The sequence below is a fragment of the Rahnella sp. Larv3_ips genome (genome assembly GCF_003697865.1).
GTDB lineage: Bacteria > Pseudomonadota > Gammaproteobacteria > Enterobacterales > Enterobacteriaceae > Rahnella > Rahnella rivi.
Genome location: NZ_MJIB01000003.1, coordinates 384,109 through 397,815 on the forward strand (window position 1 = coordinate 384,109; position 13,707 = coordinate 397,815).

At 53.2% G+C, this 13,707-nt stretch carries 17 protein-coding genes; 11 read left to right on the forward strand and 6 right to left on the reverse strand.

The annotated features are described in order from the left end of the window. Window positions 1-61 precede the first annotated feature (61 nt). Genes mlaB through mlaF form a run of 5 tightly spaced genes read right to left on the reverse strand, consistent with a single transcriptional unit; the run spans window position 62 to window position 3,226 of the window. Window positions 62-379 carry a lipid asymmetry maintenance protein MlaB gene (mlaB, locus tag ED901_RS01770; protein ID WP_122094452.1) on the reverse strand — a complete coding sequence of 106 codons (318 nt, stop codon included), beginning with the start codon at window positions 377-379 and terminating at the stop codon, window positions 62-64. After that, window positions 376-1,008: a phospholipid-binding protein MlaC gene (mlaC, locus tag ED901_RS01775; RefSeq protein WP_056776278.1), complete on the reverse strand. Its 633-nt coding sequence runs from the start codon at window positions 1,006-1,008 to the stop codon at window positions 376-378. The genes mlaB and mlaC overlap by 4 nt, the downstream gene beginning before the upstream one ends. 39 nt (window positions 1,009-1,047) lie before the next feature. Further along, window positions 1,048-1,620, reverse strand: a complete 573-nt coding sequence (gene mlaD / locus ED901_RS01780; RefSeq protein WP_056777186.1) for an outer membrane lipid asymmetry maintenance protein MlaD — start codon at window positions 1,618-1,620, stop codon at window positions 1,048-1,050. A 4-nt stretch (window positions 1,621-1,624) separates the two neighbouring features. Further along, window positions 1,625-2,407 carry a lipid asymmetry maintenance ABC transporter permease subunit MlaE gene (gene mlaE / locus ED901_RS01785; protein WP_112169205.1) on the reverse strand — a complete coding sequence of 261 codons (783 nt, stop codon included), beginning with the start codon at window positions 2,405-2,407 and terminating at the stop codon, window positions 1,625-1,627. Between the two features lie 15 nt (window positions 2,408-2,422). Then, entirely contained in the window at window positions 2,423-3,226 is an 804-nt protein-coding gene (gene mlaF, locus ED901_RS01790; protein ID WP_056776271.1) for a phospholipid ABC transporter ATP-binding protein MlaF, read from the reverse strand. A gap of 337 nt (window positions 3,227-3,563) precedes the next feature. Between mlaF and ED901_RS01795 the strand changes: the two genes are divergently transcribed. From ED901_RS01795 to npr, 11 genes are all read left to right on the forward strand, one after another. Then, the gene (locus ED901_RS01795) at window positions 3,564-4,541 is read left to right on the forward strand and encodes a calcium/sodium antiporter (protein WP_056776267.1); all 978 of its coding nucleotides are present in this window, start codon (window positions 3,564-3,566) and stop codon (window positions 4,539-4,541) included. 19 nt (window positions 4,542-4,560) lie between these two features. After that, window positions 4,561-5,547 (forward strand): arabinose-5-phosphate isomerase KdsD, encoded by a 987-nt coding sequence (gene kdsD / locus ED901_RS01800; protein ID WP_122094454.1) that lies wholly within the window; start codon window positions 4,561-4,563, stop codon window positions 5,545-5,547. Between the two features lie 16 nt (window positions 5,548-5,563). Further along, window positions 5,564-6,130 (forward strand): 3-deoxy-manno-octulosonate-8-phosphatase KdsC, encoded by a 567-nt coding sequence (kdsC, locus tag ED901_RS01805; RefSeq protein WP_056776262.1) that lies wholly within the window; start codon window positions 5,564-5,566, stop codon window positions 6,128-6,130. Continuing rightward, window positions 6,127-6,696, forward strand: a complete 570-nt coding sequence (lptC, locus tag ED901_RS01810; RefSeq protein ID WP_056776259.1) for an LPS export ABC transporter periplasmic protein LptC — start codon at window positions 6,127-6,129, stop codon at window positions 6,694-6,696. The genes kdsC and lptC overlap by 4 nt, the downstream gene beginning before the upstream one ends. Beyond that, the gene (lptA, locus tag ED901_RS01815; protein WP_056776257.1) at window positions 6,674-7,231 is read left to right on the forward strand and encodes a lipopolysaccharide ABC transporter substrate-binding protein LptA; all 558 of its coding nucleotides are present in this window, start codon (window positions 6,674-6,676) and stop codon (window positions 7,229-7,231) included. The genes lptC and lptA overlap by 23 nt, the downstream gene beginning before the upstream one ends. 6 nt (window positions 7,232-7,237) lie before the next feature. Continuing rightward, entirely contained in the window at window positions 7,238-7,963 is a 726-nt protein-coding gene (gene lptB, locus ED901_RS01820; protein WP_056776254.1) for an LPS export ABC transporter ATP-binding protein, read from the forward strand. A 102-nt stretch (window positions 7,964-8,065) separates the two neighbouring features. Continuing rightward, the gene (gene rpoN, locus ED901_RS01825; RefSeq protein ID WP_056776252.1) at window positions 8,066-9,499 is read left to right on the forward strand and encodes an RNA polymerase factor sigma-54; all 1,434 of its coding nucleotides are present in this window, start codon (window positions 8,066-8,068) and stop codon (window positions 9,497-9,499) included. Window positions 9,500-9,522: 23 nt separating this feature from the next. Beyond that, window positions 9,523-9,810, forward strand: a complete 288-nt coding sequence (gene hpf, locus ED901_RS01830; RefSeq protein WP_056776250.1) for a ribosome hibernation promoting factor — start codon at window positions 9,523-9,525, stop codon at window positions 9,808-9,810. 109 nt (window positions 9,811-9,919) lie between these two features. After that, complete coding sequence (gene ptsN / locus ED901_RS01835; RefSeq protein WP_056776248.1) at window positions 9,920-10,390, forward strand: PTS IIA-like nitrogen regulatory protein PtsN; 471 nt, start codon at window positions 9,920-9,922, stop codon at window positions 10,388-10,390. 67 nt (window positions 10,391-10,457) lie between these two features. Further along, the gene (gene rapZ / locus ED901_RS01840) at window positions 10,458-11,312 is read left to right on the forward strand and encodes an RNase adapter RapZ (RefSeq protein ID WP_056776246.1); all 855 of its coding nucleotides are present in this window, start codon (window positions 10,458-10,460) and stop codon (window positions 11,310-11,312) included. Next, window positions 11,309-11,581 (forward strand): PTS phosphocarrier protein NPr, encoded by a 273-nt coding sequence (gene npr / locus ED901_RS01845; protein WP_056776243.1) that lies wholly within the window; start codon window positions 11,309-11,311, stop codon window positions 11,579-11,581. Before rapZ ends, npr begins: the two co-directional genes overlap by 4 nt. 142 nt (window positions 11,582-11,723) lie before the next feature. Here the strand turns inward: npr and ED901_RS01850 are convergent, their stop codons facing one another. Continuing rightward, complete coding sequence (locus ED901_RS01850; protein WP_056776240.1) at window positions 11,724-13,643, reverse strand: transcription antiterminator; 1,920 nt, start codon at window positions 13,641-13,643, stop codon at window positions 11,724-11,726. Window positions 13,644-13,707: the final 64 nt, after the last annotated feature.

Here is a 13,707-nt window from a genome sequence, read left to right on the forward strand (position 1 = left end):
TTTGAGGTCATGACGTCAGGGGTTCACGGCAGCGTCGCTAACTTGCCGTAACCATTCACTATTATTGACTCACCGGCACTGCATCGGTGTTGGCCGGAATAATGTCCTGAAGGTTGTACAGCGCGATAAGCGTACTCAGTCGATCGGTGATGCCTTCCACGGTCAGGGACGCACCTTGCTGGCTGGCCTCCTGACGCAGATGTACCAGCAACGCCAGGCCGGAAGAATCCACACGCGCCAGACCGGAAACGTCCAGACGCGTCACGCCAGCGAGCAGCGTTTTCCGCGCATCCCAGACCGGTAACAGCGTTTCGCGATCCAGGTCGCCATGCAATGTCAGCAAAGGCGGCTGGCATTCCCAGCGCAGTGCGTCACTCATTTTTGGTCCAGAGTAATCGGTTGTGCTGCAGCCTGTTTCAGACGCGCAGTCAGACCATCAATCCCTTTCTGACGCAGGATATCCGCCCATTCGTTTTGCTTGGTGGAAATCATGCTGACGCCTTCGGCGATCATGTCATAAGCCTGCCACTCACCGGTACGGCTGTTTTTACGCCACTGGAAGTCCAGGCGAATCGGAGGACGACCGTTTGGATCGGTAATGGTCACGCGGATAGCGATAATGTCTTTGTCGGCGTAGGACTGTTCTGGCTGAACCTGATAGCTCTGGCCGTTGTACAGCGCCAGCGCCTGGCCGTAAGCCTGTTGCAGGTAGTCGCTGAACGCAGCAAAGTAAGCATCACGCTGTGCAGGCGTCGCCTGCTGATAATAACGGCCTAACACCAGTGCACCGGCATATTTGATTTGCACGTAAGGCAGCAGTTCATCACGCACGACCTGACGCAGATAGTTAGGATCCTGCTTGATTTTTGGCTGTTCATTTTTGAGGCGGGTGAAAGTCTTGCTCGCCGCTTCATTCATCACGCTGTACGGATTGGTTTTATCCACAGCAGCATTGGCCATCGGGGCCATAACCACCAGCAGCGCAGCGATAACTAAACGTTTAAACATACTTATTTCCTCTTTTGTGGAGAATCCGTGAGCCAATTCTTAATGGGCAGCCGGTTGCGGAGCCGTGTTCGCGTCAGGTGCTGGCGCGGTCTTCTCTTCTGACGCTGGCGCAGCGGTGGTATCACCCGCATCAGGATCCGCCTTGCCATCACCGCTCTTGTACAGGAACTGTCCAATCAAATCTTCGAGAACCAGCGCCGATTTGGTGTCCTGAATCACGCCACCATTTTTAAGGATAGTCGTTCCCATTTCCGGGTCTTCAAAACCAATGTTCAGCGCCAGGAATTGTTCGCCTAATAAACCGGAGGTACGGATAGCCAGCGTACTGGTGCTCGGGATCTGGTTGTATTTCTGGTCGATGTCCATTTCGACACGCGGAGAGTAGTTTTTATCCAGCGTAATGCTGCTGACGCGGCCGATAACGACGCCACCCACTTTCACCGGCGAGCCGCTTTTCAGGCCACCGATGTTGTCGAAGTCCGCTGAGATTCGGTAGGTCGGATCCGAACCAATAGAGCGGATATCCGCCACTTTAAGGCACAGGAAAACCACCGCAATCAATGCGATAATCAAAAATGCGCCTACCCAGATTTCACTCTTTTTCGTTTGCATGATTTTAATTTCCAAACATCAGTGCTGTCAGCACAAAATCTAATCCCAGCACCGCCAGTGACGAATGCACTACAGTACGTGTCGTTGCCCGGCTGATCCCTTCGGATGTCGGTATCGCATCATAGCCGTTGAACAGCGCAATCCAGGTCACGGTGATAGCGAAAACAAGGCTTTTAATCAGACAGTTAAGCAAGTCAGTCCGCCAGTCTACAGCGGTTTGCATCGCTGACCAGAAGAAACCGCTGTCGATCCCTTTCCAGTCAACACCGACCAGCGATCCTCCCCAAATCCCCACCGCGACAAAAATCGCTGTCAGTAGAGGCATGGAAATCAGACCGGCCCAGAAACGCGGTGCCACAACGCGGCGCAGCGGATCGATCGCCATCATTTCAAGACTGGAGATTTGTTCTGTCGCTTTCATCAGACCCAGCTCTGCGGTTAATGCAGACCCGGCGCGCCCGGCAAACAGTAACGCGGTGACCACCGGGCCCAGTTCGCGCAGCAAAGAGAGCGCGACCATCATGCCCAGGCTGGCTTCAGCGCTGTAGGTGGTTAAAATCAAATAGCCCTGTAATCCCAGCACCATGCCGATAAACAGACCGGACACCAGGATAATCAACAGGGAAAGCACGCCCACGCTGTAGAGTTGCTTAATCAGCAAAGGCCACTGCTTGGCGAATTGTGGCTTACCGACCAATGCCCGAAAGAGCATCAGGCCCGCACGGCCAAAAGACACGCAGGTTTGTATCCCGCGACGTCCGACTGAGGCGAGCGCCTTAGTTAACATAAATAGGAAACTCCATTATCCGAGCAACTCTGCTTTGTAATCACCGGCCGGGAAACGGAAAGGCACCGGTCCATCGGCGATACCGTCAAGGAACTGGCGAACGCGCGGATCAGGATTGTTTTGCAGCTCCTCAGGCGTTCCTTCAGCAATGACATGTTGCGCAGCCACGATATACGCATAATCCGCGATGCTCAGAACTTCAGGCACATCATGGGAAACCACGATACAGGTGACACCCAGCGCATGGTTCAGCTCGTCAATCAGCTTGACCAAGACGCCCATGGTGATCGGATCCTGTCCCACAAAGGGTTCATCGAACATGATCAGTTCCGGGTCGAGTGCTATCGCACGCGCCAGGGCAACACGCCTCGCCATCCCACCGGAAAGTTCAGCAGGCATCAGTTCGCCGGCACCGCGCAAACCCACCGCTTCCAGTTTCATGGTCACGGTGCTGCGCAATAACGCTTCGGGCAATTTACTGTGTTCGCGCAGCGGAAACGCCACATTCTCGAACACATTGAGGTCAGTAAACAATGCACCGGACTGAAACAACATGCTCATTTTCTTGCGGGATTCATAAAGCTTGCGGCGCGAAAGAGTGGGAATATTGTCTCCGTCGAACCAGATTTCACCGCTGTCAGGCGTCAGCTGACCGCCGATAAGGCGCAGCAACGTCGTTTTACCGATCCCCGAAGGCCCCATAATGGCGGTAATTTTACCCCGTGGGACCGTCATGTTTATCTCTTCGAAAATGGGACGATCGCCGCGCACAAAACTCATGCCTTTGATCTCAACCAGATTCGACTCGCTTTGACTCATTCGTTTATCCCTTCGGAATGCCTTCGCTAAAGACGACTTCCGCTTAAATTACTTTCGCTAAGAATACGTCTGGCCCGCAAGCCGTGTTGTATAACTTTGGTATTTTTACAAAAACTTACCCCAGTTTCGTTACCAAAGTTGCCATCGATTTACTTTTCCGCCACAGACGGTCAAAATCAACGAATTACCATTTTATGATAAAAGCCTTCATCGTCTAACATACAGGAACCTGCTGGCGCCGTTTTCGTACAAAATATTGCCTTAACTTATGTTGACGAAGGAATCGCCTGCCTGAACGGGCAACGAACCTCGCATTATACCCAATAAAGGATGTTGCATGCTTCTCGCTATCGTACTGATGATTGTCGGCCTCTTACTTCTTGTTTATGCCGCCGATCGTCTGGTGTACGGAGCCGCAGTATTAGCACGCTCGATGGGCATGCCGCCGCTTATCATCGGCATTACCGTAGTCGGTGTCGGCATATCCCTTCCGGAGCTGGTCGTTTCCACCACCGCCGCCATCAATGATCAAATGGATTTGGCGGTTGGAAACGCAATTGGTTCAAATATCATTAATATTCTTCTGATTTTGGGCGGTGCAGCCCTGATTCATCCACTTTCCGTTCGTTCTGATATATTACGCCGCGAACTCCCTCTATTGTTACTGGTCACAGGACTGTGTGGTTTTCTGTTAAGTGACGGAGAGCTTAGTCGCTTTGACGGTGTTTTGCTGCTGGCCAGTGCCGCCGCGTTTATGATGCTGGCGATAAAAATCGCCCGCGCGGCCGAAAAAGAAGGGCTGGATACGCTGACTTACGAGCAGATGTCTGAGCTTCCTTCCGACAGCAGTAATACCGTGGCGTTTTTATGGCTGGCATTGGGCTTTATCATCATGCCGCTGGCGTCCGGGATGATTGTCGACAACAGTACGGTTATTGCACGTTATTTTGGTGTCAGCGAGCTGGTGATTGGCCTGACGGTCATCGCCATCGGGACAAGCCTGCCGGAACTGGCGACGTTTATTGCCGGTGCCATCAAAGGTGAAGATGACATCGCGCTGGGTAATATCATCGGCGCGAATATCTTTAATACCTGTCTGGTGCTGGGATTACCCGCGCTGGTGGCGCCAGGCTCGTTCAACCCGGATGCGTTTCATCGCGATTACTGGGTGATGCTGGCGGTCAGTATCGTGCTCTCCGGGCTGTGCCTGATGCGCAAACATCGCATCGGCCACGTTGCGGGCGCACTATTACTCTGTGGATTTATCGCCTATATGGCAGTGCTGTTCCTTCAACCGGACAGCATCGGCCTCTGAACTCTGTCAGGAATTGACTATGGCTAACGATACCCTCGCCTCCGACTTTGATTTCCAGGCTGTCGGACGTGAAGTGCTGAAAACAGAACGTGAAGGACTTGAGCAGTTAGATCAATACATTAATGGCGATTTCACGCGCGCCTGTAAAATGATTTTCGCCTGTACCGGCAAAGTCGTGGTGATGGGGATGGGCAAATCAGGTCACATCGGCCGCAAGATGGCCGCGACCTTCGCCAGCACCGGCACACCGGCGTTCTTTGTACATCCGGGCGAAGCCAGCCACGGCGATTTGGGCATGGTGTCCAAACAAGACGTCGTGATCCTGATCTCCAACTCCGGCGAAGCGCACGAGATTCTGTCGCTGATCCCGGTATTAAAACGCCTGGATATCACGCTTATCTGCATTACCGCCAATCCCGAAAGTACCATGGGAAAAGCCGCCGATGTACACCTTTGCGTGCGTGTTCCGAAAGAAGCCTGCCCGCTCGGGCTGGCACCGACCAGCAGCACTACCGCCGTGCTGGTGATGGGCGATGCGCTGGCCGTCGCGTTGCTGGAAGCGCGCGGCTTCACACCGGAAGATTTCGCCCTGTCGCACCCTGGCGGAGCACTCGGTCGCAAGCTCTTGCTGCGCGTGAGCGATATCATGCACTCCGGTGACGAAATCCCGCACGTCAGCCGCGATGCGTCTCTGCGTGATGCCCTGCTGGAAATTACCCGCAAGAATTTGGGAATGACCGTCATCTGCGACGATTTAATGAAAATCGAAGGGATCTTTACCGACGGTGACTTACGCCGCATTTTCGACATGGGCGTCAATATCAATAACGCGTCCATTGCCGAAGTGATGACTACCGGCGGCGTGCGCGTGCGCCCTTCCCTGCTGGCGGTCGACGCACTGAATTTAATGCAGGAAAAACACATTACCTGTGTGATGGTTGCCGATGGTGACCAATTGTTAGGTGTGTTACATATGCACGACATGCTGCGCGCTGGCGTAGTTTAATTGAGGAATGCCCTGAATGAGTAATAGCGCAGCCCTGGTGGATACCTGCTACGGTCCGGTCAGCACCGATGTGCTTGAACGTGCGAAAGCGGTTCGCCTGCTGATTTGCGATGTGGATGGCGTCATGTCTGATGGCCTGATCTACATGGGAAATCAGGGAGAAGAGCTGAAAAGTTTCAACGTTCGCGACGGTTATGGAATTCGTTGCCTGCTGACGTCCGACATTGAGGTCGCGATTATTACAGGCCGTAATGCGAAATTACTGGAAGATCGCGCCAAAACCCTTGGAATTCGCCACTTGTATCAGGGGCAATCAGATAAGCTTTTGGCCTTCCGCGAACTGTTAGATACACTGTCGCTTCGGGCAGAGGAAGTCGCTTACATCGGTGACGACCTGATTGATTGGCCGGTGATGGCTGAAGTGGGTCTTTCCGTTGCGGTTCAGGATGCACACCCTATCCTGCTGCCAAAGGCGCATTACGTGACCCGCATTGCCGGTGGCCGTGGCGCAGTACGCGAATTATGTGACTTGATTCTGCTGGCGCAGGGCAAGCTGGAGGACGCCAAAGGGCTGTCGATATGAATAAAACAAGACTTTGGATCATTCTGGTACTGACCGCCATCGTGCTGATACTGATTGGCTGGTCACTGTCAGACAATACGGATGATGCGCCGCAGGCGGTCAACGATCAGGAACCGACCTACCAAAGTTCCCACACGGTAACCATGGTGTATGACCCGCTGGGAAGCCTGACCTACAAACTGGTGTCGGATCAGGTCAAATACTACACCACCGATCAGGTAACATGGTTTACCAACCCGGTGGCGACCATGTATGACAAGAATAAAGTGCCAACCTGGGTGCTGCGTTCTGATAAAGCCAAGATGACTCAGGATAAAATGCTCTATCTTTATGGGCATGTGCAGGCAGACAGCCTGACGCCAGAAACATCACAGCTGCAAAGAATCAAAACGGATAATGCACAGGTTAACCTGACGACACAGGACGTTGCCTCAGACGATGAAGTAACGCTTTATGGCACAGGTTTTACATCTAACGGCATGAAAATGCGTGGTAATCTGCGCGATAAAACAGCAGAGCTGATCGAAAAGGTAACGACCTCTTATGAAATTCAAAGCAAAAAATAAAATCCGTAATCTTCTGATCACCGGCTCGTTGTTGGCCATCAGCATTCCGGCATTCGCGCTGAAAGACGACACAACGAAACCGATCACCATTGATTCCGCCAATCAGGCGCTGGATGTGAACACCAACACGGCAACCTTTACCGGCAATGTGGTGGTGAATCAGGGCTCGATTCAGGTTAAAGCCGACAAAGTTGTGGTGATCCGCCCGCAAGGTGTCTCCGGTAAAGAAGTGGTGGAAGGCTACGGTAATCCGGTGACCTTCTACCAGTTGCAGGACAACGGTAAACCGATCAAAGGTCACGCGCAGAAAGTCCGTTATGAAGTGGAAACCGATCTGGTGACCCTGACCGGAAACGCTTACCTTGAACAGCTGGACAGCAATGTGAAAGGCGATCGTATTACCTATCTGGTGCAAAAACAGCAGATGGAAGCCTTCAGTGATAAAGGCAACCGTGTCACGACCGTGCTGGTTCCGACACAGTTGCAGGAAAAGACCCCGGCAGCAGCCGGTGGCCAGACCAAAAAGAGTAACTGATAATTTATGGCAAAATTAATCGCAGAAAATCTGGCGAAAGCATACAAAGGCCGTAAGGTCGTTGAAGATGTCAGCCTGGCAGTCAATTCAGGCGAAATCGTCGGATTACTTGGCCCTAACGGTGCCGGTAAAACCACCACCTTCTACATGGTGGTCGGTATCGTACAGCGTGACGCTGGCCGAATCATCGTTGACGACGAAGACATCAGCCTTTTGCCATTGCATACCCGCGCACGTCGCGGCATTGGTTACCTGCCTCAGGAAGCCTCTATTTTCCGCCGCCTCAGCGTGTTCGACAACCTGATGGCCGTGCTGCAAATCCGTGACGACCTGAACAAAGAACAGCGCAATGATCGCGCCAATGAGCTGATGGAAGAATTCCATATCTCTCACTTGCGCGATAACCTCGGCCAGTCGCTGTCCGGGGGTGAACGCCGTCGTGTGGAAATTGCCCGCGCACTGGCAGCCAACCCTAAGTTTATCCTGCTGGATGAACCCTTTGCCGGTGTTGACCCGATTTCCGTTATCGACATCAAAAAAATCATTGAGCATCTTCGCGACAGCGGTCTGGGCGTTCTGATCACTGACCACAACGTCCGTGAAACGCTCGACGTGTGTGAACGCGCCTATATCGTCAGTCAGGGCAAGCTTATCGCCCACGGCACCCCAGCCGACATTCTTGCTGATGAACAAGTGAAACGTGTTTATCTTGGTGAAGAATTCCGTCTGTGATCTGCGCCGCCTGAAGCGCGCCTGTTTCGCTTTACACTGAAACAGGCCGTTTCTGACCGAAGTGTTGCCGTTCGAACTCATCTACGGATATAAAGCCAAGATATGAAGCAAGGTTTGCAACTCAGATTCAGCCAACAACTGGCAATGACTCCTCAATTACAGCAGGCAATCCGCCTGTTGCAATTGTCCACGCTTGAGCTCCAACAGGAGATCCAACTCGCGCTGGAGAGCAACCCTCTGCTGGAACAAACCGATCTTCACGATGAGATCGATGCGGTCGAAACCGCTGACAGTGAAGGTCTGGATACCCGCGAGGCTCTCGAGCAAAAAGACATGCCCGAAGAGTTACCGCTGGATGCGACCTGGGATGAAATTTACACCGCCGGAACACCGTCCGGTACCGGTAACGATTACAGCGACGACGAACTGCCCGTTTATCAGGGTGAAACCACCCAGACGCTTCAGGATTACCTGATGTGGCAGGTCGAACTGACGCCGTTTTCCGACACCGATGCGGCTATCGCGACCTCGATTGTCGATGCGGTGGATGACACCGGATATCTGACGATTTCTCTCGACGATATTCTCGAAAGTATCGGCGATGACGACGTCACGATGGACGAAGTGGAAGCCGTGCTCAAACGCGTTCAGCGTTTTGATCCCGTGGGTGTCGCCGCACGCGACCTGCGCGATTGTCTGCTGATTCAGCTTTCCCAGTACGTCCCGGAAACGCCTTTCATTACAGAAGCCAGGCTTATCATCAGCGAACATCTGGATTTGCTGGCGAACCATGATTTCCGCGCACTTATGCGTTCAACCCGTCTAAAAGAAGATACACTGAAAGGAGCGATGCTCCTGATCCAGTCTCTTGATCCGCGACCGGGCCAGTCGATCAACACCGGCGAATCCGAATACGTCATCCCGGATGTGCTGGTACGCAAAGTGTCCGGTGTCTGGACTGTCGAACTGAACTCAGACAGCATTCCGCGACTGAAAATCAACCAGCATTATGCTGCGATGGGCAATTCGACCCGCAGCGACAGCGACGGGCAATTTATCCGCAGCAATTTGCAGGAAGCCAAGTGGTTGATCAAAAGTCTGGAGAGCCGCAACGACACACTGCTGAAAGTCACGCGCTGCATCGTTGAGCAGCAGCAGGCGTTCTTTGAGATGGGTGATGAATACATGAAACCGATGGTGCTGGCCGATATCGCCAGCGCCGTGGAAATGCACGAATCGACGATTTCACGCGTTACAACGCAGAAATTCCTGCACAGCCCGCGTGGCATTTTCGAACTGAAGTATTTCTTCTCCAGCCACGTCAGTACTGACAGCGGCGGCGAGGCATCGTCCACCGCGATCCGGGCGCTGGTGAAGAAATTAATTGCAGCGGAGAATCCTGTAAAACCGCTGAGTGACAGTAAGTTAGCTACCCTGCTTTCCAATCAGGGAATTATGGTGGCGCGTCGTACTGTCGCAAAATACCGAGAGTCTTTGTCCATCCCGCCCTCAAACCAGCGTAAACAGTTAGTTTGACCTCAACAGAGAAGGAAGACATTATGCAGCTCAACATTACCGGACATCACATTGAGATCACCGATCCCCTGAGAGAATTCATCACGATGAAACTGGCGAAGCTCGAACAGTATTTCGACAGGATAAATCAGGTGTATGTGGTGTTAAGCGTTGAAAAAGTGCAGAAAATCGCGGAAGCGACGCTGCATGTGAACGGAGGCGAGTTGCATGCCACCTCGGAGCATCAGGATATGTACGCAGCGATTGACGGCCTGGTTGATAAACTGGCGCGCCAGCTGAACAAACATAAAGACAAACTGAAACAGCACTGACATTCATGTAGCCAACCCTGTGCTACACACCTTCGGGCATCGGCTTGTGACCTTCGGGGAACGAGCCGATATAGCTTTAAGGGTGAATCAGTGCAAAAGTGAAGATGACATGATCAACGATACTGCAATGCAATTAACGTCGGTGCTGAATGCCGAATGCACCAAAAGCGGCGTTCATTGCGCCAGCAAAAAACGCGCGCTGGAAATCATCAGCGAACTGGCTGCCAAACAATTGAATTTGTCGCCACAAGTGATTTTCGACGCCATTTTGACCCGTGAGCGTATGGGCAGCACCGGGATCGGTGCCGGGATCGCCATCCCGCACGGCAAGCTGGAAGAAGACACATTACGCGCCGTCGGCGTGTTTATTCAGCTCGATCAACCGATCGCGTTTGACGCTATCGACAATCAGCCGGTGGATCTCCTTTTTGCCTTGCTGGTTCCGGCAGATCAATGTAAAACCCACTTACACACCTTGTCTTTAGTGGCCAAAAAATTGGCTGATAAAACAGTGTGTCGCCGTCTGCGCGGAGCGCAAAGCGACGAAGAACTGTTCCAGATAATGACAGAAAACGAATAAATTGATGATTCCCGGCAACGCGCCGGGAAAGTGAATTCTGAACACTGAATGCCAGGGGAGTGACACCATGGTGCTGATGATTGTCAGCGGCCGTTCCGGTTCCGGGAAGTCGGTTGCCCTAAGGGCATTAGAAGACATGGGATTTTACTGTGTGGACAATCTGCCGGTGGTTTTACTGCCGCAGCTCGCCCAGACACTTGTCGAACGCAATACGTCTGCCGCCGTCAGCATTGACGTGCGCAACATGCCAGAAACACCGGAAGTGTATGAGCATGCGATGTCACAACTGCCTGAGAGTTTTTCGCCGCAGTTGCTGTTTCTCGACGCAGACCGCAATACCCTGATCCGTCGTTACAGCGATACCCGTCGTCTGCACCCGCTTTCCAGCAAAAACCTGTCCCTTGAAAGTGCCATCGATGAAGAAGCCGATCTGCTCGAGCCATTGCGCTCCGCCGCCGATCTGATCATCGACACCTCAGAAATGTCGGTTCATGAACTGGCAGAAATGCTGCGTACCCGTCTTCTGGGCAAACGTGAGCGTGAACTGACGATGGTCTTCGAATCCTTTGGCTTCAAACACGGCCTGCCGATTGATGCCGATTACGTGTTTGACGTGCGTTTCCTGCCAAACCCGCACTGGGATCCGAAACTGCGTCCGATGACCGGCCTTGATAAACCGGTGGCGGCGTTCCTCGATCGTCACACCGAAGTGCACAACTTTATCTACCAGACCCGCAGCTACCTCGAACAATGGCTGCCGATGCTGGAAACCAACAACCGCAGCTATCTGACCGTCGCCATTGGTTGTACCGGGGGTAAACACCGTTCGGTGTATATCGCAGAACAACTGGCCGACTATTTCCGTTCCCGCGGGAAGAATGTGCAATCCCGCCATCGCACGCTGGAAAAACGCAAATCATGACGGTGAAACAAACGGTAGAAATCAAAAACCGGTTAGGCATGCACGCCCGTCCGGCCATGAAGTTGTTTGAACTGGTGCAGAGTTTTGAATCGGAAGTGATGCTGCGCAATGGCACAGGCATAGAAGCAGAAGCCAGCAGCGTGATAGCACTGCTGATGCTCGATTCCCCGAAAGGTCAGCAGATCGAAATCGAAGCCACCGGCCCCGATGAAGAGCAGGCGCTGACCGCAGTCGTGAACCTGATCAATTCAGGATTTGACGAAGACTAAGACTCCTCACTCTTAGTCATAGTCTTCGTCATAGTCATAGTCATTGGCGTTGCAGCAAGGCAGCCAGCGAGAGACTCCCGATGAGCTGACATCAGTCAGTGATTCGGGTGAACGAACGCCACTGCGGCGTCAGGGATGCAGGCTAAATGCGGGAAAGGCAATCTATTGCAATGGCCTTGAAGCTTTCAAAATTTTCACTGCTCAGTAAACGGCTCATCGAACGCTCCCGCACAAACGTCACGAACAAATCGTAAATCGCCATCGCTTCTTCGTAATCGGCCTTGCTGATGGCCAGCAGGAAAATTACGTGCGCCGTCTCCCCTTCTCCCCAGGCAATGCCCTGCGGCGAGAGCAGCGTAATCACCACCGTTTTCTTCGCCAGCAGCCCCAGCGAGTGCGGCAGAGCAATGCCTTCGCCCAGCATGGTCGAAACGATTTCCTCACGCTCCACCACCGACGGATAAAACGCCTGATCGACATATCCCTCGGCCTCCAACTGCGAACACACATGGCGGAATAATTCCGCCTGGGTCATCGGCTCGTTGACGATCATGAAGTGTTTTTCGTCGAAGAATTTTTCCAGCATATAAGGCCGTGTGCGATCGACCAGCACCAGCTTGCCGAGCTGTTCCATCTGGTATTCGGTCGGGAACGGCGACAGCACCACCACCGGCTTATTCTTCTCGCTGATACGGGCGTTGGAGATAATAAAATCTTCGTCGATGTGCTCCAGCTTCTCGTAATCACGCAGCGTCACAATCTGTTTCATTACCAGCTGCGGATACTTACGGCTGATCTGCGCCTGGATCATGCGGATGGTCGAATTGCCGGTGTCGCACACCAGCATCACCTGCGGATGGCGCTGATAACCGATATTGTAATGCCGCTCCAGCCCGACGCCGATGTGCAGCACCAGAAAACCGATCTCGTTTTCGCTGAGGGTATACGGCGTGTATTTCCCCCAGCTGGACACCGCCGCCAGCGTGACGTCATAGGCCATCGGATAATGCTGTTTGATGTTGTTCAGCAGCGGATTGGGGATATTAATCTGGTATTTCACCCGCGTAATCATGGTCTTGATGTGCGTCAGCAGGTCGGCGCGCAGCTGCTTATCACCCTGAAGATCGTAGTTATAGTGCGAGTTGATATATGAAAGAATGTAATCGACCAGCGATTCGTCATCGTCGGCATTAATGTCGGTCGGCAGAATTTGCTGCACGCGACGGGCAGCGATATTCACCCGCAGATAGGCTTCTTCAGAAGCCGGGATTTCCTTGCCGACGAGATTTTTCAGCTCAGCCGCCAGCCGTACAGAAACCTGTTTCACCGCCGGGTCGCCGTCTTCGGCATCAAAATCCGTCAGCGGATAGCCGCCGGTAATGCGCTTGATGGCGACCGCACAATAGAGGATCAGATACTGCTCGCCTTCATCGGTCAGCTGAATGGAGGACTGCGTCAGCAGCTGATGCATAAAGCGCGTCAGCGGCACCAGCGCTTCCGGTTCCAGACTTTCCGCTTTCAGCAGCGGATTCGCCTGTTCTTCAGCATCCAGCTGGAACAGCAGATCGGTCAGACAGGCGCGGATCGCCAGCTCTGCACCAAACAGCTTCATGCCATAACGCGGCTTGGTTTCAATATTCAGGTGGTAGCGCGCCAGATGCTCCCTCACCTCAGCCATATCATTTTGCAGGGTTCCCCGGCTGACAAACCATTCATCGGCCAGATCTTCCAGCTTGAGTGAAAAAGCTGAGGTCAAAAAGCGGATCAGCAACGTTTTCACCCGTTCGGCGGCGGTGCGCGGCGTCGGGTTCGGTTTACGTTGCGTCGTGTGCTGTAACGACGAGAATAGCGCCTGATCGTCGATTTTCAGCTGATACCCGCTGCCACGGCTGTGAACAAAGCTTGCACCGTAGTCGGCGATGATTTCGTTGAGCGAGGTGATGTCAGCACGCACGGTACGCGTTGACACCGCCAGACGCTTCGCCAGCTCGTCCTGAGGCAGGGTTTCGGTCTGTAACGCGTCGAACAATTGCGCCAGCCGTTGATTGGGAAATCTCACCATGGTTTTTCCAGTTCGTTTCAGCGAGGCCCCGTCCACGGCAATGACTGGCCGTGGACGGGGTTTG

What these genes read in the sequence shown, in the direction of transcription:
- mlaB (WP_122094452.1), bottom strand. Translation starts at nt 379, where the DNA reads ATGAGTGACGCACTGCGCTGGGAATGCCAGCCGCCTTTGCTGACATTG.
- mlaC (WP_056776278.1), bottom strand. Translation starts at nt 1,008, where the DNA reads ATGTTTAAACGTTTAGTTATCGCTGCGCTGCTGGTGGTTATGGCCCCG.
- mlaD (WP_056777186.1), bottom strand. Translation starts at nt 1,620, where the DNA reads ATGCAAACGAAAAAGAGTGAAATCTGGGTAGGCGCATTTTTGATTATC.
- mlaE (WP_112169205.1), bottom strand. Translation starts at nt 2,407, where the DNA reads ATGTTAACTAAGGCGCTCGCCTCAGTCGGACGTCGCGGGATACAAACC.
- mlaF (WP_056776271.1), bottom strand. Translation starts at nt 3,226, where the DNA reads ATGAGTCAAAGCGAGTCGAATCTGGTTGAGATCAAAGGCATGAGTTTT.
- ED901_RS01795 (WP_056776267.1), top strand. Translation starts at nt 3,564, where the DNA reads ATGCTTCTCGCTATCGTACTGATGATTGTCGGCCTCTTACTTCTTGTT.
- kdsD (WP_122094454.1), top strand. Translation starts at nt 4,561, where the DNA reads ATGGCTAACGATACCCTCGCCTCCGACTTTGATTTCCAGGCTGTCGGA.
- kdsC (WP_056776262.1), top strand. Translation starts at nt 5,564, where the DNA reads ATGAGTAATAGCGCAGCCCTGGTGGATACCTGCTACGGTCCGGTCAGC.
- lptC (WP_056776259.1), top strand. Translation starts at nt 6,127, where the DNA reads ATGAATAAAACAAGACTTTGGATCATTCTGGTACTGACCGCCATCGTG.
- lptA (WP_056776257.1), top strand. Translation starts at nt 6,674, where the DNA reads ATGAAATTCAAAGCAAAAAATAAAATCCGTAATCTTCTGATCACCGGC.
- lptB (WP_056776254.1), top strand. Translation starts at nt 7,238, where the DNA reads ATGGCAAAATTAATCGCAGAAAATCTGGCGAAAGCATACAAAGGCCGT.
- rpoN (WP_056776252.1), top strand. Translation starts at nt 8,066, where the DNA reads ATGAAGCAAGGTTTGCAACTCAGATTCAGCCAACAACTGGCAATGACT.
- hpf (WP_056776250.1), top strand. Translation starts at nt 9,523, where the DNA reads ATGCAGCTCAACATTACCGGACATCACATTGAGATCACCGATCCCCTG.
- ptsN (WP_056776248.1), top strand. Translation starts at nt 9,920, where the DNA reads ATGATCAACGATACTGCAATGCAATTAACGTCGGTGCTGAATGCCGAA.
- rapZ (WP_056776246.1), top strand. Translation starts at nt 10,458, where the DNA reads ATGGTGCTGATGATTGTCAGCGGCCGTTCCGGTTCCGGGAAGTCGGTT.
- npr (WP_056776243.1), top strand. Translation starts at nt 11,309, where the DNA reads ATGACGGTGAAACAAACGGTAGAAATCAAAAACCGGTTAGGCATGCAC.
- ED901_RS01850 (WP_056776240.1), bottom strand. Translation starts at nt 13,643, where the DNA reads ATGGTGAGATTTCCCAATCAACGGCTGGCGCAATTGTTCGACGCGTTA.